Raw genomic sequence first — 22,267 nt, 5'->3', positions numbered from 1 at the left:
TGATTGTTTGAGTTAAATTTTAATGCGGAATTTTATAGCGAGAAAGATGATGTAGAAACTGATGCCAAATAGGTATAAAATACCCAGTAAAATATGCTGATTTTTATTTGCTTCTGGTTTAAGTTTAAATTCAGGTAGGTTTTTTAAATCATTTAAGCTTAGTTTTTTATCTGATATAATATAGTCACTCATAAAATCTACCCAGGTCTTTTGAAAAGCATTTACCTGATCTTGATAAGAGAGGTAGTCTTTCAATCCGGTTTCAGCAATTCCATTTAGTATATATTGTGTTTTAGTTGCTGGGTTAATCCAGCTTATGCTATTCGCTGCAGCATTTTGTTTTTTAGGATATTGATTGTAATTTTTAACAACCTGTGTCATGCGTCGGCCCAAAAGATCATAATAAGCCGCAAAACGTTTATTGCTGTTTTCGCTCGTGTCTGATGGTGTCCTTAAATGGCGGTATTTCGGGTTGTTTAAGTAAAAGGTATCGATAAGGAGTTTACGTGGCAATGCCCAAACGGCTTCGCTATTTTCTCTTAATGCAACGGCAGTATCGGTTTTTAAAGGAATTGGATGATACAAGCGCACTATGGCATTGCACAAAGCGGGTAACAGCAGCAAGAAAAAACACCACAAACCAAGCAGATAGAGGGCATTGTGTACGGAACTTTGACTCAATCTGACGATGAAAAAAATAATGGCAAACCAAAAGAAAAGATAAGCGCTGATACTAAGCAGCCATAATATAGCAGCTGTTGGATCAAAAGAAATCAGAAATGCCGAACTGATAAAACCGATTATACTGAGCAGCCAGGCCATTATGCCAATCAACATAAACCTAAAAACCAGTTTATAACTTATAATCCTGCCAAAATGCGTACCTTGTAAGGAGAGTAATTTATCCGTTTGTTGTTCTTTTTCCTTCGATAAGGTATTGTAGGTTAAAGCGATGGCAAGTAAAGGAAGCAAATAGATAATCACATAAGCAAGATCGAAATTGCCCGACGCAAGCAGTTCAGGATTGGATATTTCTGCATTTGTTCCCTGTACAAAATTGCGTTTACGCGTAATCACATCATAATAAGGTGTTAAATCTCTTTGTCCAATAGATAAGATGCTTATTGAATGAGGCTTATGGATGGCATATAAGGGGTTTTTATATTCAATTACCGCAGGTATCCCAGCTTGATTAAACAAGGTTTTTCCTGCTGTAGTAGTTGTATCAGCAGAAAAACTGGCTACAGCTTCCTGGTACTTTTTTTGATATCCGTGCTGGAGGCTATCAATCGCTAATAATTGTTTTTGAGTAAAACGGTAGCCATCAAAAACGCTATAAAGCCCGGCTACGAAGAAAAAACCGATTAAGACAAACATAAATTTTTGCCTGGCTAATAGCCTCAGTTCAAATAAAAATATGGTTTTAAACATATGTATGGTTAAGGGCTAAAGAACGTGAAGCAATAAACTGAAGTAAAAGAATGAGTATTAAAATCCATCCGGTTAAAGAAAAAATGGCGATTTTTTCTAGCTGTAATACCCGCTCAAGTGGAGGTAAATGATACTTAAAATCTTTAAGCTGGCCGAAATATTTAGGTCCGACGATATAGTCACCTTTAAAATACTTACCATGTACGGCCAGTTGCATATTCAGTTTCTTAATGAGCTGGTTTCGGTAAGCCTGTGCTTGTTTAAAGAATTGTTCATGATGATAAAAATCTGAGCCTGCCAACGCCATCGAGAGGCGTTTAGTGGATAAAAAAGGATCGAAAACACCCGACAGGCTTAAAAAAAGCTGTTGTTGATCAAAACTGTTTTCAACTTCTTTAAAATAATGGTTAAAGGCCTTGGTGCGGTAATCTTCATTAAACTGAAGTGTTAAACCATCTATATTAAAATGTAATGCCTCAACGCTATCTACATGATACTTTTTCAGTAAACTATTGATATAACGTTCGCCACGGGCGGCATAAGGATCTTTTCCATTTAATCCCTTTCTATAACCCTGTTCCACTAAATCACTAAAAGCAGCCCGCGACATTAGCGGATAACTGCGATTGGCCATACCAGTTATTATTTTAGGGAAAATAATGCTCATGAAAATCCAGAAACATAAAGCACTTAACAACGCTTTTCCTGAATAATTACTGGCCGCTGAAATGATAACACCTAATAAAGCTATCAGCAAGTAATACAATAAGTAGGTAATGAGGAGCCACAAAAGTTTGGTTAAAAGCAAAGCCATATCGCCTGAGTATAAAACAGCCGTGACCATAGTTGTAAAAACAGGAAGTATAATCAATACGATAAGTAGGTAATTGGCCCAAACCTTTGCCCAAATAATTTTGCGGTTATTTAAGCCCTGGGCCAAAAGCATTTTAAGGGTACCGTTCTCTTTTTCGCTGGTAATGCTTGTAGAAGTGATGAACAAAAGAAACAAAGGGACTAACAACTGTAAAATAAGCGCAAAGCTGAGGTTGCCAAAACGCATGGCTGTATCATTGTTCTCAGCTTCATTATTGCTGATTTCATGCTGTATATGAGCTTCTATACGGTAAGTATTACCTGTATAATCGTTAATGCCTGTATCAAAAACATTGAGGAGGTTAAGAGGTTTGAACAGGTAAGTGCCAAAATGGGCTGCATCATGCGGATTGCGCTGTTGGTGTTCCCATTGTTGCCTGAATAGGGCATTGGCAGCCAATCGCTGTTTATGGCTAGTATTGTAATTTAAGAAGGTACATACAGTAGCGACAATAAATAACAACCATATTATAACCGCTGAAATCAGAATAGTTTTGTTCCGGTAACTCAGTAATAATTCTTTTTTGATCAGCATCTGCCAAGCGGCAAAACCCTCCATTTTCATTTGAAATTTTATGTTTTATGTAATGCATCAAAGTTGCATTATATTTTACATATTTGCAACTGTATTGCATTTACTAATTTTCTTTTCTTCATGTTAAAAGATTTTATCCGTAGAAATAAGTATCCGTTTTATAAGCAGCCCGATGCCATGGATTGCGGTCCGGTTTGTTTAAAAATGGTTGCAGCCCATCACGGTAAAAATCTTTCCATGCAGTATTTAAGAAAGTTATGTGAGATTGGAAAGCAAGGAACAACCATGCTCGATCTGATTGATGCTGCAGATCATCTGGGTTTTAAAACACTCGCAGCAGAATTGCCCTTCAATAAATTAGAAAATGTTCCGTTGCCATGCATATTACATTGGCAAAAAGAACATTATGTAGTATTGTATGAAGTAAATGATCAGCATGTGTATCTGGCCGATCCGGCTTTAAACGGTAAAATAAAACTGCGTATCGAAGATTTTTTAGCTGCCTGGGTAGTCAATGCGGAAAAGAAAACAGGCAGGGTTTTGCTGCTCCAGCCAGATCGGGCTTTTAAAGATTTGAAAGAGCCCCATGAGCATAAAACTTCCCTGTGGTCTTTATTGCCTTATCTAAAAATGCATCAAAAAGGCTGGCTACCCATCCTGGTGAGTTTGCTTTTGGCCAGTGGTTTTTCTTTGGTCATTCCACTACTTACCCAAATGGTGGTTGATAAAGGGATTAATGCAAAAAATACCAATTTACTCTTGTTGATTTGCTTTGGTCAGTTAATGCTTTTTTCGGGTCGGATGTTGATGGATTTTATGCGTGCCAGGGTTTTGTTCCGCATAGGTGCCAGAACCAGCATTAGGATGCTCAAAGATTTTCTGGCCAAATTGATGAAACTCCCGTTTTCTTTCTTTGATAACCGCCAGGCCGGCGACAACATGCAAAGGGTAAATGATAACCAGCGGATAGAAGAATTTTTGACTAATTTTCTCATCAATTTTATCCTTTCCGCTATCACTTTATTGGTGCTCGGTGGTGTACTCTTCTACTACAATTGGCAAATATTTCTGATTTTCATCATCGGTGCGGCAATCAGTATCCTTTGGTCTAATTCTTTTCAACAGAAGCGCAAAATCATTGATCAAAAGAAGTTTAAAGTACTGTCTGCAAACCAGCAATTGCTACTGGAGATTTTTTATGCCATGCAGGAAATTAAACTCACGGGTAGTGAAGAAGATAAAAAGGAACTATGGGAAAGCCTACAGGATCAATCATTTGACCTGAAACTCGAAGCACTTCAGCTCGATCAGCGCATGCAAGGGGTAGGTTCATTTATTAATGAAGTTAAAAATGTATTGATCACTTATGCAGCAGCCATGTTGGTTATCAATGATCAGATTACGCTGGGTGGCATGCTGGCGGTTACTTACGTTTGCGGACAGCTGAATGCACCTGTAAATCAATTGGTAGAGTTTTCGAGGGTATCACAAAACACCAAGTTTAGTTTAATGCGGATGGATGAAGTGCAACAGGAAGAGGACGAAGATCTGGAGGTAAAAGAGCCAATAAAAAATGTAGGGCCTGTTGATATCTCCTTAAACAAAGTTTCCTTTAAATATGGAAGTAAGCATTCTCCTTATGTTTTAAAAGATATCGATCTGTTCATCCCAGCTGGAAAAGTTACCGCAATTGTAGGGACAAGCGGTAGTGGTAAAACGACCCTTATTAAGTTATTATTGAAGTTTTATACCCTTAGTGGTGGAGAAATTGCTATTGGTGAGCAAAACCTCAGGCAGGTGAATGCCAAATCGTGGCGGAAACATTGTGGCGTTGTAATGCAGGATGGTTATGTTTTTATGGATTCTATCGCCAATAATATTTTTGCCGGCGCAGCGCTTAAAGATTTCGAACGCCTCTATGAAGCTGCAAAAATGGCCAATATGCACGATTTTTTCTCGTCGATGCCTTTTGGTTACGATACTGTGGTTGGAAGAGATGGTTATGGACTTAGCGAAGGACAGAAACAGCGTCTTCTAATCGCCAGGATGATTTATCGGAATCCGGATTATGTCTTTCTGGATGAGGCCACCAATGCACTTGATGCGCAGAATGAACGGTCTATAGTGAATAACCTAAATACTTTTTTTAATGGCAAAACGGTGCTGATTGTCGCCCACCGGTTAAGTACCGTTAAACATGCCGATCAGATTATAGTATTGCACCAGGGCGAAATTAGGGAGTGTGGTACGCATGAAACCTTATTGCTAAATAAAGGGAGCTATTATAACCTAATCAAAAATCAACTCGAACTCGGTAAATAAAAATAGATATGAGCTTACAAATTTTTCCTTATTCTTTGGTACGTTATCCCGGATTAGACCATCGCGTATTTGATCAGCTTAAACTAAAAGATGCAGAAAATCTTTTATCATCTTATAAAAAGCTCATAGATGAAAAGGAATGGTTAAAAAACAATTTCTGCGATGCTTTATATCCAGTTATAAACCTTCAGTCAGACGATAAAGTAAGACAGCAATTAATTAATCTTAAACGTCAGGTATTCAATGATAAAAAGATTGATTCTAATCATATTTATTTATTGCCAAAAGCGCTGCAGAACGATTTGCAAGTTTATTTGAATAAGATAGAAGAACTTACTCTTTTTAAAAATGAGCGCGGCTTAAAATTTGAAAAAGAACAAAACCTTCAGCGAAAACTGATACAGGAAATAGCCCAACGATCTGAACTGCAAAATGGACTTTTGTTATCCAGTCCATTGCTTTATGAGCAGTTAAGCGGTTTTATTAAAAAGGATACAGATCGCTTTAAACAAAAAGAACATCGGGTGATGTTTAGCTTGCTAAGGTACCTCAGCAGGATGGCCTTTAAAACATCGCCTTTTAGTAGTTTTACCTACACAGGTTTAGCGACTTTAGGTAATGCAGCGAAATTAAATACTATTCACGAAGTTGGTAGCCGCTTAAAATTAAATAATGTCCTATTCGAATACCTCAAAGCAATACTGAAAAGGTACCCCTTGTTAAATGAACCCTTATTAATTAAACTGAATATAACGGCAGCAATCAGGGATGATAAAATCTGCTTTTTAAGCAACTTCAATAATATAGAGTCTTTTCAGCAAATCAACGCAAAAGGTTTGCAGTTAATGGCTTATGGATACTTAAATAAAAGTAAAGTGCCCGTTTCGCTTAGAGAATTGACCTTAAATCTTAACAAGGATATTGAAAACCCAAACTATGAAAGTATTAAAATATACCTTATAAAGCTTGTTGAAGCAGGAATGCTCGAACTGAGCTTGGGGTTTTCGGGCATGGAAGAAGAATGGGACCATAAACTATTGCTTTTTCTTGAGTCATTAAAAGAAGCAGAGCCATCCGTAATAAAAATTATTGCGCTTTTTGAAAATTTACAGAAATACAGGGATGAATACCAATCAGCTGGTTCTTTTGATCGTTATAAAATTCTTCAGGAAGCAGAAAAACAACTGAATAATGTTTTTGCTGAACTACAGCAAGAGGCTGGACTTCCTTTTTATACCAGCGCATCCGATAAAAAAATAGCGCATGAAAGCTCGGAAACAAAAACATTTTCAATTAATAATTTTGTGCCCTATTATTTTTCGGCCAAACATATTTTTTATGAAGATTGCTTTACAGCAGAAAATGTAGAATTGCCTAAACATCAGGTAAAAGATTTTGTTAATAAAACAAATGAATTGATCAATCACCTGCTTCCGCTTGATGTAATGCGGAAAGAGCGGAATAAAATGCGTGATTTCTTTTTACAGCATTACGAAGAGAGTGAATCAATTGATCTGACTACTTTTTATAAAGACTACTATTTTTATGTAAAAAAGCCCGAAAAAGAGAATGAGTCGCTTCAAAATGCTGATTCTTTAGCTTTAAAAGATTGGAAAGATGCCGTTTTGGTAAAATTATCACAAATTGAAGATTCCGGTGAAAATCTCATAAAATTAGGCTATGATTTTTTTGCAGATCTCCCAAATGCCCCAGATTTATCTAAAAATTCTACAGCAGGAATGTTTGTTCAGTTTAGTGAGGATGAAAATGGCTTTTCTGGCGTTATAAATGCCTTATTGCCCGGAATGGGCAAAGTAAGTGGTCGTTTTTTATCACTTTTTGATCAAAAAATTACTGAAAGTTTTGTTCAGTATAACGAAAACCTTTATCCTGATAAAATTAAAGTAGAATTGAATGATGCTTCAATATTTAATGCGAATATCCATCCGCCATTATTGGCCCATGAACTTGAACTTCCTGGTGGAAACAATATTTATCCATCGGCCCAACAATTTAATGTACACGATTTAAAGGTAAGCTACGATAATGAAAAAGGCACACTTAGGCTTTATAAAGAAGATTTGGAATTGTATAGCTACGATTTAAGTTTAGAATCCTTTTACAACCGCTCTAATCTCTATCAGTTGCTTGCGCATTTCAATCCTGATGCCCGGGTATCACTACAGCCTTTCATTCAATTGATTGATCAGTTCTATCAAGATCAACATCCTGTTCCCGCACCTGATTTATTTGTTTTACCCCGAATAATTTATGCAGAAAATGTAGTCATCAGACGTAAAACCTGGCGCGTAAAAACAGCCATTATTCCACAACAAGATCAGTTTGAAACAGATTTCGAATACTTTATCAGACTGAATAACTGGCTTATTAACAATGATATACCAAAGGAGGTATTCCTGTTTTTACGAAAACGTACTTATCAGGTTAAATCGGATGACAAGAGGGAAGGTCTGCATGATGATTATAAGCCACAATACCTCTCTTTCGATAATCCTTTATTGATAGCCCTGTTTAAAAAATTGTTGTTAAGGGCCGGCAATTATATTACGCTGGAAGAGGTATTTCCGAAGCCCGACCAAAATAAGGTACAAGAATACCTGATCCAATGGTACGATAATTAACAGCTTATGGAAAATCAACAAGATAAATGGTTATCAGTGTATATATTCCATCAGGGAGATGCTAATGAACTTTTAAAACAGCTGGTTCATCCATTTATTCAGCAATGGAATGCACCCTGGTTTTTTATTAGGTACTGGGAAGGAGGTGATCATATCCGGTTGAGGTTAAAAGCCGCAGTAAGCCAGCACGATTTAATCGTTACGTCGCTAAGTTCAGAAAAGTCAATAATCAGATCAGTTCAGATTGCCAAATATGAGCCAGAAATAGATCGGTATGGGAATATTGAGAGTATGGCTTGGGCAGAACGTTATTTTGAATGTTCGTCACTTTATATCCTAAACTGGATTGCGAAAAAGGAAGTCAATCAATCGCTTACGGCTCAGGCTATAAAACTTCACCTCAGCTTATTATTTGCCTTAGGATGGGATAAAGAGGCATTAATTAGCGTATGTAAATTCTTTTTAGAAGGCTGGCTACCTAAACTCTTCAACCAAACAGAGCCGAAAGAAAGGCAAAGGTTATTTTGGCTCAATCAATTTGAAACCGTTTTTAAAATTTCGAAACCTCAAATAATTAAAGCTGCGGATCAGTTTTGGCAAGGGCTAAATGCGAGGGAGGTAGATGATGATTTAGATGCCTATTTATCCGAAACCATCAGCGTAATGAGTCTGTATAAGTGTACTGTTTTTGAAGAACATAAATTATTTCAGGTGATTTCAAGCTTTAAGCATATGAATAATAACCGTTTAGGTATTTCTAATCAAGAAGAAGCTTACATTATGTATTGTATAATAGCATGCATTCAATTTATCCATGAAAAATCGAGTATATAGCGTTTAATTATGTTTACTGCAGAACAGACCAAAAAATTTAAAGCACAGCTTTACGGAATTTACGATGAACTGCGCTTGAATTCTAAAGAAACTGAACAGGAAATATGGTGGCCAACACCTTTTTACATCAGCCTTGATGAATATGAGTTTAGGGAAAGTTATGATCTTTTTAACGGCAACTGTGGCATCGTTCTCTTTTTTTTGAAATTATATCAATTCGATGGAGATGCTGATCATTTGAGAATTGTGAATAAGGCCATGTACCGGATCTTAAATGCTGATGCAGTATTGAATCCGAAATCCTTTGCGCTTTATACTGGATTAGGAGGGGTAATTTATACCTGTTTAAAGGTTTTTGAAGCTACAGGTAACGGTTTTTACAAAAAAAAAGCACTTGAACTTACTTTGAAGAATCAACGGCAATTGACCACAGGTTTGTTGAAAACCGATCTCTTAAGTGGCTATAGTGGTAATTTATTGATGTTGACTCTGCTTTATAATCATACTGCTGATGTTAAAGTTTTAAAGATGGTTAATTTTCTGGTTGACAGGCTGATTACAGAAGCACGAATATCAGAACAGGGATTAAAGTGGGATTACTCCAGTTCAAAAAAAGCCTATGATAGTATGACCGGGTTTTCTCATGGGGCATCTGGTATTGCCTGGGTATTTATGCAAGTTGGTCGATATTTTAATGCTGCGGGATTGATTTATCTTGCAGAAGAAGCTTTAAAGTACGAAATGCAGTATTTCCACATACCTGCTAAAAACTGGTTGGATTTACGCCTCGGTCCGCACCGGCTAAATAAACCTGATGTGCATGAATGGAATTTGCAAACATTTTTACCCGAAATGACCGATGTTAATGCCTGGGCACATGGTGCAGCCGGAATCGGAATGAGCAGACAAATAGCATTAGATCTAACAAAAGAAAAACAGTACAATGAAGACTGCAAAAATGCTCTGGAACGCTGTTTAAATGACTTAGAAAAGTTAGATCGGAATGATTTTACCCTTGTTAGTGGCTATTGCGGCATGATCCCGTTTTTGTTTAACTGCGAGACGGAATCTCAAATCGTTGTCATATTAGATACGGCCAGAAAACTCCATCAAAAAACGAGAAGTTTTAATACGTATGTTTCTTGCGGTGTTGATGATTATGGGTTATTATCGGGAAAAGCTGGAATTGGTTATATCATTTTAGCTATTTTGATGGGGCAAAGTTCAGATAACATTTTGGCTCCTGAATTACCAAAAAACAGCAAAAAATCTGACCTTGAAGATATATACAGTGAAATTCAGGTCAAAAAGTCGATTTTTTCAAAATATTATGCCAGAACACTAGGTAAATTAAAGAATTTTCCTGTTTTTGAGGATAAAGACATCAATGATTTTAAGATAAGACTCCAATCAGAAATTTCGAAAATCCAAAGCAATGAAATTGTAGCAGCATTTAACCTGGAAAATGAATTGGTTGATTTATGGAAAGAACATAAAGGGTATTTTAGTTTTGAACAGAAGCAAAAGCATTTGCTTAAAAAGGCTGAAGAAAGCCTCATATTTACAGATCAGTATTTAATCGAACAATTTTTTAGGTTAAGTAGGCATGTTAAACTTTATCTTCCGAACAAATTGAAAGAAAGTGAGATTCTTTTATTAGTCAGTAATAAAAACGGTATAGAAGAAGTTCAGGTTGGTGTATTTGCCACAATGATTTTAAATGCAATAGGAAAAAAGGAATTAAAAGTAGGAGAGTTGCTTCAATCATTTATACCCATATTTTTTAGCGGAGAACCAAGTGCTAAGTCTTTATTCGAATTGAAGGATAAAGTGATGCAACAGATCAGGTTGTTAATTAAGGCAGGATTTATTGAGATAGATAGTTAGATTGGTTAACCAGTTATTGATCCTAAACCCCAACCGCTTGTTGCTAACCGTACCGCACTTAACGAAACAAGGCGCCATAAAGACGCCTTGAGATGAAAACACCTATTATTAACTAACAAATAACAGTTGTGCACTTAACAGGTGGCGTGTGGTGATCATCTGTTTGTTCAGTGTGCGTTGGTTCAGATACATTGCCTAAACCGCCAGATAAACGCATAGCCACTTCGCTATCAATACTGGTTACAAAACTTTCTAATTGAAGGTCTTCAAGACTTAACGTGATTCTTTCTGATTGATTTTTCATAAAATAATTGATTAATGTTGATGCCTACTGGTGGTTACGAGGTTTCGGCTTATCCCCGGTTGCAACAGCACTAAGTTAGTTAATTGCAACTGTGTTGCAAAATAAACGGGAATATTTTTGCAACATAGTTGCAAAAATATTATTGTACGTAATCAATATATTGAAAACCAATCGTTTGAAATGTTTAGGCAAAGCAAATTTGTGAACAGAATTATTGCTGAACTTGATTGAAAAGGAATGCTAAGAAAGATTTTAGATATTATCTTTTGTTTTTAGAAGCTACAAATACAATTACACCAGCTATCAGAATAATACCACCTGCATAAGGAGGCCAATTGACAGATTTTTCTTTATCGGCAGATATTTGAATTGGACCTGCATCAACAATTTTTTCTTTTTTAGTATAAGAGAAGCCAGTCCAGATGAGCATGGCAATACCCACAACGATTAATACAATCCCTAATGTTCTGTTCATAATATTTTATTTATATCAGAACAGCATCAGGTTGATTATGTTTTATTGAAATGATAATTGAAACATAATTTTGCGCATAATTAACATTGTCAGCCATTTCCAGCGAAAGAGAAAAATGTTTGATATACGGGAAGTAAATTTGGTAAGGAAAGTAAAGAAGAAAGAGCGGTAATTTTAGTTTTCATTTTTTATATTTTGTTTACTCGTCAAAAAAATCTACCAAACCTCCCAGGAAATATTCCTGAATACCTTCGGTAAAGTCTTTATAATCTTTATCAGGGATATTGGTTTGTTTAAATTCCAGTGAAGTTCCTTTTTTATCTTCATGGAGTTTTATGGTTACGATAGAAGGTTCGTTTTCTTCTCCAAAGTACCATTGTTGAACAATCTGTTTACCGTAAACAAACTCGATGTTTTTACCCGTAATATCTCCATCCCAGAAAGAAAATTCTGTTTCTGGCAATTCTTCAAATTCTACTTCAGCACCAGTCCAAAGTTTTATGCTGGTTTCTTTGGTAAGGGCTAAATAAACTTCTTCTGGAGGGGCAGGTATGTAGGTGTATTTTTTAAAGTCCATAAATATTTTTTGATATGAAGCACAAAACTAAAGATGTAATGTGAAAATAAGGTTGAATAAAACTGAATAAAGTTAAGATCAGGTTTATTTAAATGCGTTTAATCCAGTTACATCCATTCCGGTGATCAGTAAATGTATATCGTGCGTACCTTCGTAAGTTACTACGGATTCTAAGTTCATCATGTGGCGCATGATTGAGTATTCGCCTGTAATACCCATTCCGCCAAGCATTTGTCGGGCATTACGGGCTATGTCCAGGGCAATTTCTACACTGTTTCTTTTGGCCATCGATATTTGTTCTGCAGAAGCCCTGTTTTCACTTTTTAATACCCCCAAACGCCAAACCAACAGCTGCCCTTTGGTAATTTCGGTCACCATTTCGGCCAGTTTCTTTTGCTGTAACTGGAAACCTCCAATGGGTTTTCCGAATTGTACACGCTCTTTCGAATAGCGTAAAGCAGTATCATAACAGTCCATCGCTGCACCCAAAGCGCCCCAGGCAATGCCATAACGTGCTTGGTTTAAACAACCCAGCGGACCTTTTAACCCGCTGATTTCAGGAAAAATATTTTCTTTTGGCACTTTTACATTATCAAAAACAAGTTCACCTGTAGCTGAAGCACGTAAACTCCATTTGTTGTGTGTTTCGGGCGTAGAAAAACCTTCCATCCCGCGCTCTACAACCAATCCTCTTATTTTTCCGGATTCGTCTTTCGCCCAAACCACTGCAATATCTGCAAAAGGTGCATTACTGATCCACATTTTGGCACCGTTTAAAATATAGTGACTCCCTGCATCTTTGATATTGGTTACCATTCCGCCCGGGTTAGAGCCGTGATCAGGTTCTGTTAATCCAAAACAGCCCATCATTTCGCCACTCGCCAGTTTTGGTAGGTATTTTTTACGTTGTTCTTCAGTACCATAAGCATAAATAGGATACATTACCAACGAACCCTGCACAGAGGCTGTAGAACGGATACCAGAATCACCGCGTTCAATTTCCTGCATCAAAATTCCATAAGCGGTATAATCTAAACCTGCACCACCATATTCAACCGGGATAGTTGGTCCGAAAGCTCCAATATCAGCCAAACCTTTAATTAGGTGTTTTGGGAATTCTGCTTTTTGCGCATAATCTTCAATAATCGGACTTACTTCTTTTTTTACCCAATCTCTGGCCGTTGCACGAATTAATTTATGTTCATCTGTTAATAATTCGTCCAGTAAATAATAGTCCGGTGCCTCGTATAGGTCCTTTTTTGCTGATTTGCTCATGTAATTTCGTGTTATCTGGTTAAGAAATCGCGTTCATTTCAAAGGTAACAATTTACGGCAAGGGGCATTATATTCATGAATAAAAATTTAATTTTGCAGCTTACAAAACATATATGAGCCATTTCAAACAAACCGTAGCCTTAAAAGATGTTAAATGCTTTGCCCTACACGGTTATTACCCGGAAGAGCAACTTGTTGGAAATCATTTTGTTGTAGATTTAGTAACAGAATTTACGCCGCAGGGTTTTGATGATGAACTGGCACAGACGGTTAATTACGAGGACCTGAATCACATCATTCTGGAAGAAATGAAACACACTCAAAAGCTTTTAGAAACGGTTTTGAAGAATATTATTTCGAAAGTTATTGAATTGTATCCTTTTGTTGAAATGGTTAACGTGAGTATGAAAAAACTAAATCCACCTATGCCTGGTCAAATTGGGCACTCTTTTGTTAAATTATCTTATACATCAGCAAAATAAAATGAATTTTACGAAGATCAATCCCAAAATTTTAGCAGAAATTAAGGCTGCAATAGGAGCAGATAAAATTTTTACTGATGTAGAAAGTTTAGATAATTACAGTCACGATGAAACGGAAGACTTGCGTTATCAGCCCGAAATTGTGGTGAAACCAACTTCTCCAGAAGAAGTCTCCGCTTTACTTAAAATCTGTAACGCTCATCATGTTCCGGTAACGCCGCGTGGTGGTGGTACGGGTTTAAGCGGTGCCGCTCTGCCGATTTATGGTGGTGTTTCTTTATCAATGGAAAAGTTTAAAGCTATCTTAGATATTGATACTGAAAACTTACAGGCAACTGTTGAGCCGGGCGTAATTACCGAAGAATTCATCAATGCTGTGGCCGAAAAAGGACTTCTTTATCCCGTTGATCCAAGCAGCAAAGGATCTTGTTTTATTGGTGGCAATGTAGCTCATGGTTCTGGAGGCCCAAGGGTAGTGAAATATGGAACCATTCGCGAATATATCTTAAATCTTGAGGTCGTTCTACCTAATGGCGATATCATCTGGACAGGTGCAAATACTTTGAAATATGCATCAGGTTATAATTTAACCCAGCTGATGATTGGTTCGGAAGGTACTTTGGCGGTGGTGACCAAAATCGTTACCAAATTATTGCCTAAACCTAGTCAGTCGGTTTTAATGATGGGTTCTTTTAGTACGAATGAAGATGCATGCGCAGCGGTTTCTGCAATTTTTAGGGCAGGGGTAACGCCATCGGCTTTAGAGTTTATGGAACGGAAAGGAGTGGAATGGGTAATTAAATTTGATGATATTAAATTCGATTTAAAAGATGATGTTGCTGCGTTATTGATGATTGAGTTTGATGGAGATGATTTGGATGATATTTTTAAGAACTGTGAGAAAACCAATGTCGTTTTAGAAGATCATCAATGTACGGAAGTTTTATTTGCAGATACCGCTTCTCAAAAAGAAGAACTCTGGAGAATGAGAAGAACGATGGCCGAATCAGTAAAATCCAATTCCGTATACAAAGAGGAAGATACCGTTGTTCCGCGTGCAGCTTTACCTAAATTAATCAATGGTATCAAAGAAATTGGTGCAAAATATGGTTTTGAAAGTGTTTGTTATGGTCATGCGGGTGATGGAAACCTGCACGTAAACATTATTAAAGCTGGAATGAGCGATGAAGACTGGGAAAATAAACTCAAATTTGGCATTGCCGAAGTATTTGAATTAACCACCGCTTTAGGTGGCACATTATCTGGTGAACACGGAATTGGTTTGGTGCAAAAGGAGTTTATGCCGATCAAGTATTCCGAAATTCATCTTAATTTAATGCGGGGTATTAAAAAAGTTTTCGATCCGAAGGGGATATTAAATCCCGGTAAAATTATGCCTGATTAATTTTATTCGTCACCCTGAACTTGTTTCAGGGGCTTAATGGTAACAAGTATAAAGATGCTGAAACAAGTTCAGCATGACGGCTAATTTATTGTTCTAATTGCTCAAAACTTAGCATCTTTTGCTTTTCTTCATCGGGAATAGTGGTTGGTTTGCCTGTAGCGTAATCAACCGCAATGCAAACCGTTTTTCCTTTACTGCAGATGATCTCTTCTGTTCCTCTTATCTTAACGATCTGATATTCCAGATCGAAACTTGTAGTGCCAATCCTCGATGTTTTTACATGGATAGCAATTTTATCGTTCATTACAACAGGTAAAATGCAATCCAGTTCAGCATGGGCAATTACGATCCCGGTTTTCTTCCAATCCCATTTTATAATTTCTTCCCAATACTTTGTTCTGGCAATTTCTAAATAGGTAAAGTAAATGGAATTGTTTACATGACCCATCATATCGAAATCAATAAAGCGCAAATGGATATTGGTTTTGTAGTTGAATTTGTCTGAAAAATCCTTTATCTCTGTCAATTTGTCTTTTGATTTGAATTTATTTTGCCAAAATGTCTTGAATATCATAAATTTTTGCTTTGGTATGTAAGTTGAATATGGTGTATTATCAATTTAAAAATTAAAAAAATAAAGAATAAGCGATATGACACTAGTAAATTTTAACAACAGAATCCGTAACACAGCTCCTTACTTTAACAATGTTTTTGATTCATTGTTTAGTGATGCCGTAACTAAAAACAAAATGGTTGATAAATCGCCAAATGTGAATATTTACGAAAATGAAACTGCGTATGTAATTGAGTTGGCTGCTCCAGGTTTAAAGAAAGAAGATTTTCAGATCAATTTAAAAAAAGACACTCTTTCTGTTTGGGCAGAAGTTAAAAAAGACGAAACCCAGGTAGCTAAAGATTTTACACGTAAAGAATTTGATTACAGCTCATTTGCTAGATCATTTAATTTACCTGATAGTGCCGATGGTGATAATATTACTGCTGAATACAAAGACGGTATTTTATCGATCAATATCAGCAAAAAAGACGATGCTAAATTACAACATAAAGAAATTGTAGTATCGTAATAAAGATATTCTCGAGAGAGGATTTTTCATAATAGTTTAGTTTTTTTTAAAGGTTATGAATCTTGCATCAGCTGAGTTTGAGGTAAGTGTGATTGGTACTGATGCAGGTTTCATAATAGTTTAAGTTTAGGTTTTATAAGGTTAATGCTGGATGGCATTAACCTTATTTTTTTGCTCAGATCGCCATGCTGAATTTATTTTACAAGTAGATATAGTGTTTTCAATTGCCTTGCAGCTACTACGTGGTCCGCATCTTTCTTACAAAACAGAACGTTATTCCAATGTAAAGATCGAGACAGGATGATCCCAGCATTGGTATTTAGATTGATTTTAAGTTACATTCTTAAAATCACCTTAATCTCATTTTTCGTACTTTTGCGGCATGGAGAGAGAAATTCTGGATACAAAGCGTAAAGCACTTAAAATAAACCTTGACCCTCGGATTTACGGCACCTTTGCTGAGATAGGAGCAGGACAGGAAGTTTCGAGAAACTTTTTTAATGCTGGCGCAGCATCTGGAACAGTTGCCAAAACGATGTCGGCATACGACATGACTTTTAGCGACGCTATTTATGGCGCAGAAACCAATGGCCGTTATGTAAGTCAGAACCGGCTCTTGCAGATGCTCGATCACGAGTTCGGTTTACTTAATGAGCGTTTATCGGGCGAAAAATACGAAAGCCGTACGTTTTTCGCCTTTGCTGATACCGTTACTACCCTGAATTATAAGCGTACCAACGAGCCTCATGGCTGGGTTGGTCTTCGTTTCCAGAGTGAGCCAGGTGGTTTACCAAACGAAATATTTTTCCACGTGCGTTTGCTGGATACAGATGTAAACATGCAACAGCGTGTTTTAGGGATAATTGGTGTTAACCTACTTTATGCAGCATTTTACCATTATCAGGACCCAAAATTGATGGTAGAATCTTTAGCTGATAACTTAACCATTGGATCTGTAGAAATCGACTTGATTTCGGTAAAAGGGCCAGCATTTCCAGGTGTAGACAATATCCTGCTTAATCTATATATGATTATGAAGGATTTCTCGGCGGCAGCAATTTTCGATGCTGATGCACATCCCCGTCAGGCCAAAGATCTTTTATACAAAAAGGACATCATGATTTTAAGGACCAAATATGGTCAGAAATCACTGCCTAACTTTAACCTGTTTAATAAAGCTACCGATCAGTTTAAACGTACCAATAAAGTCGAAGAGGGGAACCTAGCGGTAATGATAGAGGTTTTGTTAACCGACGTTTTAACGGATGGACAAGAAACTCCTGATGATGTCGATCTGGAAACAGTAGCTAAAAGGGCGCAGGAAATGTGCGATACGGGTAACATTGTGATCGTATCTAACTTTACCCGCCACAACCGTTTGGCGAAATATTTGGCCAGGTGCAAACCTAAAAGTGTTGGATTGGCAACAAACATCAACAACTTAAAATTTGTATTCAATTCTAAAAATTTTACCGGAGAAAATTATTCAGGTCAGTTATTAAGCTATGTGAACGATATGTTTAACACCAATGTGCGGTTATTTGCTTATCCTTTCCTAGACAAAAAGACCAATCAGGTAATTACCACGGAAAATATGCCAGTTACGCCGGAGGCAAAACCTTTATTCGATTTTCTTTTGATAAATGGATATATTACTGATATTAAGGATTATAGTGAGGATGAGGTGAGAACGGTTTAATTCTTCGTATCGTCATGATCAACTCCATCTAAGATGACCTTAGGTGGTTGATAAGTTATCGGCAAGCAAAGCGTAATATTTTTATTGATTGAAGAACCACCTGAAACATTTAAGCACGTATAAGTTTTAAAGCAGTATAAAGCTTGCATTTTTCTAAAAATTACTTCTCTAAAACATTAGAAATTAAATACTTATTAGCGTTGAGCCTGTTTCGTTTACAATGAAAGTGTGGTTTACGCCACATTTTAAAGCGAAGTTATTTCTTTGGTGCCCCACAGGGAAATCGAAAGCTACAGGGTAATTGTATTCCTTTACTTTTTCTAAAACGCTATCATAAATGGTTTTGCCGAATTCTTCGCCAACATCATCAGGTTTAACTTTAAAGCCACCAACAATCAATCCCTTAAGGTTTTTCAGTTTGCCACTGCGTTTTAGGTTCCACAACATTCTGTCAATGCTGTAGAGGTATTCGCCAGTATCTTCGATGAAAAGTATTTTTCCTTTTGTATCTAAATCCGAATCACTACCTGCCAAAGTTTCGACAATGCTCAGGTTTCCGCCCACTAAAATGCCGTCAACTTTTCCTTGTCGGTTACTCATATTAGGAGGAGCGGTGTAACCCATTTGCTCACCAATTAAAGCATTTTTTACAGATAAAATCGTTTCAATCTGTATGGGTTCGGCTTTACTCCAATCATCAGGAAAACTATTGCACATTTTGGAGTGGATAGAGGCAATACCATAATTTTTAGCCAAATGGCAATGCAAAACGGTAATATCACTAAAGCCGATAATCCATTTGGGCCTTCTTTTAAATGATGAGAAATCTAATTTATCGATTATCCGTACAAAACCATAACCACCACGGGCACACATAATAGCTTTAATTGTTGGATCATCGAGCATTTGCTGAAAATCAGCTAGTCTCTCCTCATCTGTTCCGCCATAAGTAAAATCACGTTTGCCAATAGTATTGCCAACTTTTATGGTAAATCCCCAGCTTTGCATCTGTAAAACTGAAGGTTGGATCTGTTCTTGTGTAATAGATCCCGCAGGACTCGTAATCCCAATGGTATCACCAGGTTTTAAATAAGGAGGAATCTTAAATGATGAACTTTCGTTTTCAACAGTATTGGCGAGTGTTTTAAAAGCAGGAAGTACAGTTGCAGTTGCAATAAATGAAGAAAGGAAATGTTTTCTGTTCATCTAAAATATGGATGTGATGTTGACAGGGCTAATATAGGATTTAAAATATTCGCATAAAAGAAAAGGGATTTATATCCATAAATCCCTTTTTTAAACCAAACAAATTAATCTGTAAAAGATTAGTATAATGTGAATTATATAAATAACCCAGAATGAAATAAAAAGTTTTGAGATTTTTGAAAAAAATAAAACATATCATATTCATTGCCTACGAATTAACTTTTTATATTACTGCATCTGCTAAATAGCCCTGATGGAAACGGAAATACTTTTTGGCTCCGTTATATTGTATTTTCGAAAGCTTCCCAAAAAGATTGCAGTGTACAGCAGGACCAAGCCTTTACGATGAGCACTGAAACTGCGCTTTAAATAATTAAAAGGATAGGATATTTGATCGAGATCCTTCGCTGTACTACAATTGACGTTATTTTGCAATTACTTACTAATAAGGTATTTGCGTCACTATACATTTCCACCCCGCTAGGCCACAGCACCGTATCCCCGTTCCACTTAAATCCGGCCTAACAAATTTTTCGGATTCTTCTGACCCAGCCACACCACTGACCTCTAAAGAAAAATTTTCAGTCGGCATTTTTTGTTTTTTCATGGGCCCTTATGTTTTCAACGGCATTCAAGCTAGCTGCGCTGGTCTTTTTGATGCCAAAAAGAAAGAGCCTTTCGGCGGCGGTGAGCCGAGGCAAGAATGAGCCTCAGGGCAAAAAAGGATATGCGTCATTCATATTGATTTTTATACAATAAATTATCCTTCAGGATGACAGCATCTACCTAAAAAGGTAAAGGCTACCCATCGCGGATAGCCTTTGCTAACAACAAAACAAATATAAGATAACCAAATCTTACCTGATTGAGCAGAATCAGGATAAAGTGCTATGAGATACACTTTGCGGCCTAGTAATGGATTCGAACCATTATAGGGAGTTTATGAAACTCCAACCTTCCAATCGGTCAACTGGCCAATGTTTTTTTATAACTGCCTCAATGCGAAATAATCTCTTAGTTCTAAAATCTGTTCTTTATTTAAGTTATCTTCATCCGCTGAATTCTGTTGCTCATCTGTTTCTGTTTTTAACGGATAGATGAGGTTCGGATATTCTTCTATAGCAGGATATTGAAAATAGATCGACATGATTTTAGCTTTTTAATTGTTCAACATATTTTTTGTTAATGATTAATGTTGAGCAAATATATAAATAAGTATATAATATCTATGGATTTAGTAGTTTTTATTTCAAGAAATATTGCAATTGATTCATTTTCAGTAAAATAATTTGTAAAGTAGTTGCTGTTTTATTGGGGATACTGGTCTGAACAATATAAAAGGAAATAGAAACAGATCTGATTTTCTTCAGCTAATAGTGGGTAGTAGAACTATAGTAGACATGAACTTTCAACATTCATTTCAAGCCATTAAATTCAATTTCAGAAAAGCTAATTATTTTAAGGATATTTGCAGTTCAAACATTAAAATAGTAATTGTGTCTTTAGATAAATTAAAACTTAGCAAACCACTTGTAGCAGCCATGACTGATGCAGGATTTTTAACTCCAAAAGAAATCCAAGCCAGAACAATGTCGCGCATTTTAGGTGGGCAAGATGTTATAGCGGTGGGACCAGAGGGTTCGGGAAAAACAACAACTTATGTTTTAGCTACTTTAATGAAGTTGAAGTATGCTTTTGAGGAAGCACCAAGGGCCTTAATTTTAGTGCCAGATGCAGAACATGTTGATCATGTTCTGGAACAATTTAAATTGTTGAACCGCAACAATACCTTCAGGATTTTGGGAATAGATAGCCGTGGCGCTGTAGATACGCAGATGAATGAAATTACGGATGGCTGTGATATTATCGTTGCCGTACCCGATCGTGCCCGTGCTTTATACTTAAAACTCGCCTTAAATACCAATAAAATTCAGTTATTTATTGTAGATAATGCAGAACTTATTGTTAAAAAAGGATTACAACTGCCGGTAGTAGAGTTGGCAAACAGTGCTTATAAAGCTCAACATGTGGTATTTACAGAGGTAATGCATGAGAAATTAAATCTTATGATATCTCCTTTCATGAAAGATTCTACTACAACCATCGAGGTTGATGAAATAGGCGAAAAGCAGGCAGAAGTTTATCAACAGATGCTTTATCAGGTACCCAATTTTAGAACAAAGCTTAACCTGCTAACCTTGTTATTAAACGATACTGAGGTTTTTGATAAAGTTGTGGTTTTTGTAAATACGCGTTTAACCGCACAAACAGTTTATAAAAACTTTAATCAGCATAAAGAAGGTGAGATCAGTATTTACCGCTCTTTGTTTTTTGATGATAAAGGTTATGATGATATTGAAGACTTTAAAGATAATCCAGAAGCGAGGGTTTTAATTGTTGCCAATGAGAATTTAGGCGAACTCAATATTGAAGGAATTCCTTTTATCCTGCACTTTGAACTGCCAGAGCAGAAAGAAACGTTAATTCAACGCATTGTTAAACATGGCGATGAAGATGTTGTGGCAATTACTTTTTCTACCGATATCGAATTGGTTGAGGTGAAAAAAATTGAACAGGCCATCGGTCAGAAACTGGAAGTAATGGAACTGCCAGAAGATTTGAAAGTAGTTGATGCAGCCGCTAAACCAAAGAAAAAGAAAACCGAAGAAGATGAGGATACTGACCGTGGTGCAGCTTTTCACGAAAAGAAGGCCAGTAACTTGAAAAATTACAACTATAGCGCGGGCACAAAAGCTAAAATGACTTATAAGAATAAGAAAGGATTATCTTAATAACGCAATCGCCCATAGAATCGTCCTCCTGAACAAGATACGTCATGCTGAACTTGTTTTCAGCATCTATGCATAAGATGATTTTGTACGCTTTAAAAGACCCTGAAATAAATTCAGGATGACGCAAAATTTTACATAAAAAAGTGGTGTGACCCCAAAAAGTTGGACAGATTCAAAATTAAGTTTTTTGTACGAGAGCTCGGTATTCCACCGGGCTCTTTCCATTTAACCTGTTTTTTATTCTTTTATTGTTGTAGTAATGAATATATTCTTTTAACGAAGTGATAAATTCTTCTGCAGTTTCAAAGCTCTCTCTGTACAGCAATTCTGTCTTCATAATACCAAAAAAGCTTTCGGCCAAGGCGTTATCTAAGCAATTTCCTTTTCTGGACATGCTTTGGATAATTCCATTTTTTTCCAGAGCCTTTCTATATCCGTAATGT

The 22,267-nt window shown here is 36.6% G+C and carries 19 protein-coding genes; 9 read left to right on the top strand and 10 right to left on the bottom strand.

Annotation, left to right across the window (positions count from 1 at the left end):
* Window positions 1-12: 12 nt before the first annotated feature.
* Together EYS08_RS18430 and EYS08_RS18425 are read right to left on the bottom strand one after the other, a co-directional pair.
* On the bottom strand, window positions 13-1,431 hold the full coding sequence (locus EYS08_RS18430; protein ID WP_131031494.1) for a DUF3526 domain-containing protein: 1,419 nt from the start codon (window positions 1,429-1,431) through the stop codon (window positions 13-15).
* Window positions 1,424-2,869: a DUF3526 domain-containing protein gene (locus tag EYS08_RS18425; RefSeq protein WP_131031493.1), complete on the bottom strand. Its 1,446-nt coding sequence runs from the start codon at window positions 2,867-2,869 to the stop codon at window positions 1,424-1,426. The genes EYS08_RS18430 and EYS08_RS18425 overlap by 8 nt, the downstream gene beginning before the upstream one ends.
* Before the next feature lie 90 nt (window positions 2,870-2,959).
* Here EYS08_RS18425 and EYS08_RS18420 point away from each other — a divergent pair, with 90 nt between their 5' ends.
* The 4 genes from EYS08_RS18420 to EYS08_RS18405 are packed head-to-tail and all read left to right on the top strand — an operon-like array spanning window position 2,960 to window position 10,524.
* Window positions 2,960-5,161 (top strand): peptidase domain-containing ABC transporter, encoded by a 2,202-nt coding sequence (locus tag EYS08_RS18420; protein WP_131031492.1) that lies wholly within the window; start codon window positions 2,960-2,962, stop codon window positions 5,159-5,161.
* A gap of 8 nt (window positions 5,162-5,169) precedes the next feature.
* Complete coding sequence (locus EYS08_RS18415) at window positions 5,170-7,803, top strand: lantibiotic dehydratase (RefSeq protein WP_131031491.1); 2,634 nt, start codon at window positions 5,170-5,172, stop codon at window positions 7,801-7,803.
* 6 nt (window positions 7,804-7,809) lie between these two features.
* On the top strand, window positions 7,810-8,637 hold the full coding sequence (locus EYS08_RS18410; RefSeq protein WP_131031490.1) for a thiopeptide-type bacteriocin biosynthesis protein: 828 nt from the start codon (window positions 7,810-7,812) through the stop codon (window positions 8,635-8,637).
* Window positions 8,638-8,646: 9 nt separating this feature from the next.
* Window positions 8,647-10,524, top strand: coding sequence for a lanthionine synthetase LanC family protein (locus EYS08_RS18405; RefSeq protein ID WP_131031489.1), 1,878 nt, complete (start codon window positions 8,647-8,649; stop codon window positions 10,522-10,524).
* 112 nt (window positions 10,525-10,636) lie between these two features.
* On the opposite strand, the gene EYS08_RS18400 is transcribed toward EYS08_RS18405, so the two are convergent.
* From EYS08_RS18400 to EYS08_RS18385, 4 genes are all read right to left on the bottom strand, one after another.
* Window positions 10,637-10,828: a pinensin family lanthipeptide gene (locus EYS08_RS18400; protein ID WP_131031488.1), complete on the bottom strand. Its 192-nt coding sequence runs from the start codon at window positions 10,826-10,828 to the stop codon at window positions 10,637-10,639.
* A gap of 259 nt (window positions 10,829-11,087) precedes the next feature.
* Complete coding sequence (locus EYS08_RS18395) at window positions 11,088-11,303, bottom strand: hypothetical protein (protein ID WP_131031487.1); 216 nt, start codon at window positions 11,301-11,303, stop codon at window positions 11,088-11,090.
* Between the two features lie 199 nt (window positions 11,304-11,502).
* Window positions 11,503-11,880: an SRPBCC domain-containing protein gene (locus tag EYS08_RS18390; protein ID WP_131031486.1), complete on the bottom strand. Its 378-nt coding sequence runs from the start codon at window positions 11,878-11,880 to the stop codon at window positions 11,503-11,505.
* Window positions 11,881-11,964: 84 nt separating this feature from the next.
* Window positions 11,965-13,155 carry an acyl-CoA dehydrogenase family protein gene (locus EYS08_RS18385; RefSeq protein ID WP_029275209.1) on the bottom strand — a complete coding sequence of 397 codons (1,191 nt, stop codon included), beginning with the start codon at window positions 13,153-13,155 and terminating at the stop codon, window positions 11,965-11,967.
* A 113-nt stretch (window positions 13,156-13,268) separates the two neighbouring features.
* Between EYS08_RS18385 and folB the strand changes: the two genes are divergently transcribed.
* Window positions 13,269-13,637 (top strand): dihydroneopterin aldolase, encoded by a 369-nt coding sequence (gene folB, locus EYS08_RS18380; protein ID WP_131031485.1) that lies wholly within the window; start codon window positions 13,269-13,271, stop codon window positions 13,635-13,637.
* A 1-nt stretch (window position 13,638) separates the two neighbouring features.
* Window positions 13,639-15,042 (top strand): FAD-binding oxidoreductase, encoded by a 1,404-nt coding sequence (locus EYS08_RS18375; protein WP_131031484.1) that lies wholly within the window; start codon window positions 13,639-13,641, stop codon window positions 15,040-15,042.
* Window positions 15,043-15,127: 85 nt separating this feature from the next.
* On the opposite strand, the gene EYS08_RS18370 is transcribed toward EYS08_RS18375, so the two are convergent.
* Entirely contained in the window at window positions 15,128-15,616 is a 489-nt protein-coding gene (locus EYS08_RS18370) for an acyl-CoA thioesterase (RefSeq protein ID WP_131031483.1), read from the bottom strand.
* A gap of 76 nt (window positions 15,617-15,692) precedes the next feature.
* On the opposite strand from EYS08_RS18370, the gene EYS08_RS18365 reads away from it, so the two are divergent.
* Window positions 15,693-16,127 (top strand): Hsp20/alpha crystallin family protein, encoded by a 435-nt coding sequence (locus EYS08_RS18365; protein ID WP_131031482.1) that lies wholly within the window; start codon window positions 15,693-15,695, stop codon window positions 16,125-16,127.
* Window positions 16,128-16,509: 382 nt separating this feature from the next.
* Complete coding sequence (locus EYS08_RS18360; protein ID WP_131031481.1) at window positions 16,510-17,826, top strand: nicotinamide mononucleotide adenylyltransferase; 1,317 nt, start codon at window positions 16,510-16,512, stop codon at window positions 17,824-17,826.
* A gap of 183 nt (window positions 17,827-18,009) precedes the next feature.
* Here the strand turns inward: EYS08_RS18360 and EYS08_RS18355 are convergent, their stop codons facing one another.
* The gene (locus EYS08_RS18355) at window positions 18,010-19,032 is read right to left on the bottom strand and encodes a S66 peptidase family protein (protein ID WP_131031480.1); all 1,023 of its coding nucleotides are present in this window, start codon (window positions 19,030-19,032) and stop codon (window positions 18,010-18,012) included.
* 985 nt (window positions 19,033-20,017) lie between these two features.
* Window positions 20,018-20,179 carry a hypothetical protein gene (locus EYS08_RS25825; protein ID WP_165456507.1) on the bottom strand — a complete coding sequence of 54 codons (162 nt, stop codon included), beginning with the start codon at window positions 20,177-20,179 and terminating at the stop codon, window positions 20,018-20,020.
* 349 nt (window positions 20,180-20,528) lie between these two features.
* On the opposite strand from EYS08_RS25825, the gene EYS08_RS18350 reads away from it, so the two are divergent.
* Window positions 20,529-21,824 carry a DEAD/DEAH box helicase gene (locus tag EYS08_RS18350; protein ID WP_131031479.1) on the top strand — a complete coding sequence of 432 codons (1,296 nt, stop codon included), beginning with the start codon at window positions 20,529-20,531 and terminating at the stop codon, window positions 21,822-21,824.
* 178 nt (window positions 21,825-22,002) lie between these two features.
* Here EYS08_RS18350 and EYS08_RS18345 read toward each other — a convergent pair.
* Window positions 22,003-22,267 (bottom strand): IS3 family transposase (locus tag EYS08_RS18345; RefSeq protein WP_208745862.1); only part of this gene is annotated, 265 nt, incomplete at its 5' end.

The sequence above is a fragment of the Pedobacter kyonggii genome, from assembly GCF_004310665.1.
Taxonomy (GTDB): Bacteria; Bacteroidota; Bacteroidia; order Sphingobacteriales; family Sphingobacteriaceae; genus Pedobacter; species Pedobacter kyonggii.
The sequence above is the reverse complement of the archived record's forward strand: the minus strand, read 5'-3'. Positions and strand labels throughout refer to the sequence as shown.

What these genes read in the sequence shown, in the direction of transcription:
- EYS08_RS18400 (WP_131031488.1), bottom strand. Translation starts at nt 10,828, where the DNA reads ATGAAAAATCAATCAGAAAGAATCACGTTAAGTCTTGAAGACCTTCAA.
- EYS08_RS25825 (WP_165456507.1), bottom strand. Translation starts at nt 20,179, where the DNA reads ATGTCGATCTATTTTCAATATCCTGCTATAGAAGAATATCCGAACCTC.
- EYS08_RS18385 (WP_029275209.1), bottom strand. Translation starts at nt 13,155, where the DNA reads ATGAGCAAATCAGCAAAAAAGGACCTATACGAGGCACCGGACTATTAT.
- EYS08_RS18355 (WP_131031480.1), bottom strand. Translation starts at nt 19,032, where the DNA reads ATGAACAGAAAACATTTCCTTTCTTCATTTATTGCAACTGCAACTGTA.
- EYS08_RS18410 (WP_131031490.1), top strand. Translation starts at nt 7,810, where the DNA reads ATGGAAAATCAACAAGATAAATGGTTATCAGTGTATATATTCCATCAG.
- EYS08_RS18405 (WP_131031489.1), top strand. Translation starts at nt 8,647, where the DNA reads ATGTTTACTGCAGAACAGACCAAAAAATTTAAAGCACAGCTTTACGGA.
- EYS08_RS18415 (WP_131031491.1), top strand. Translation starts at nt 5,170, where the DNA reads ATGAGCTTACAAATTTTTCCTTATTCTTTGGTACGTTATCCCGGATTA.
- EYS08_RS18360 (WP_131031481.1), top strand. Translation starts at nt 16,510, where the DNA reads ATGGAGAGAGAAATTCTGGATACAAAGCGTAAAGCACTTAAAATAAAC.
- EYS08_RS18395 (WP_131031487.1), bottom strand. Translation starts at nt 11,303, where the DNA reads ATGAACAGAACATTAGGGATTGTATTAATCGTTGTGGGTATTGCCATG.
- EYS08_RS18390 (WP_131031486.1), bottom strand. Translation starts at nt 11,880, where the DNA reads ATGGACTTTAAAAAATACACCTACATACCTGCCCCTCCAGAAGAAGTT.
- EYS08_RS18375 (WP_131031484.1), top strand. Translation starts at nt 13,639, where the DNA reads ATGAATTTTACGAAGATCAATCCCAAAATTTTAGCAGAAATTAAGGCT.
- EYS08_RS18425 (WP_131031493.1), bottom strand. Translation starts at nt 2,869, where the DNA reads ATGAAAATGGAGGGTTTTGCCGCTTGGCAGATGCTGATCAAAAAAGAA.
- EYS08_RS18420 (WP_131031492.1), top strand. Translation starts at nt 2,960, where the DNA reads ATGTTAAAAGATTTTATCCGTAGAAATAAGTATCCGTTTTATAAGCAG.
- EYS08_RS18365 (WP_131031482.1), top strand. Translation starts at nt 15,693, where the DNA reads ATGACACTAGTAAATTTTAACAACAGAATCCGTAACACAGCTCCTTAC.
- EYS08_RS18370 (WP_131031483.1), bottom strand. Translation starts at nt 15,616, where the DNA reads ATGATATTCAAGACATTTTGGCAAAATAAATTCAAATCAAAAGACAAA.
- EYS08_RS18430 (WP_131031494.1), bottom strand. Translation starts at nt 1,431, where the DNA reads ATGTTTAAAACCATATTTTTATTTGAACTGAGGCTATTAGCCAGGCAA.
- folB (WP_131031485.1), top strand. Translation starts at nt 13,269, where the DNA reads ATGAGCCATTTCAAACAAACCGTAGCCTTAAAAGATGTTAAATGCTTT.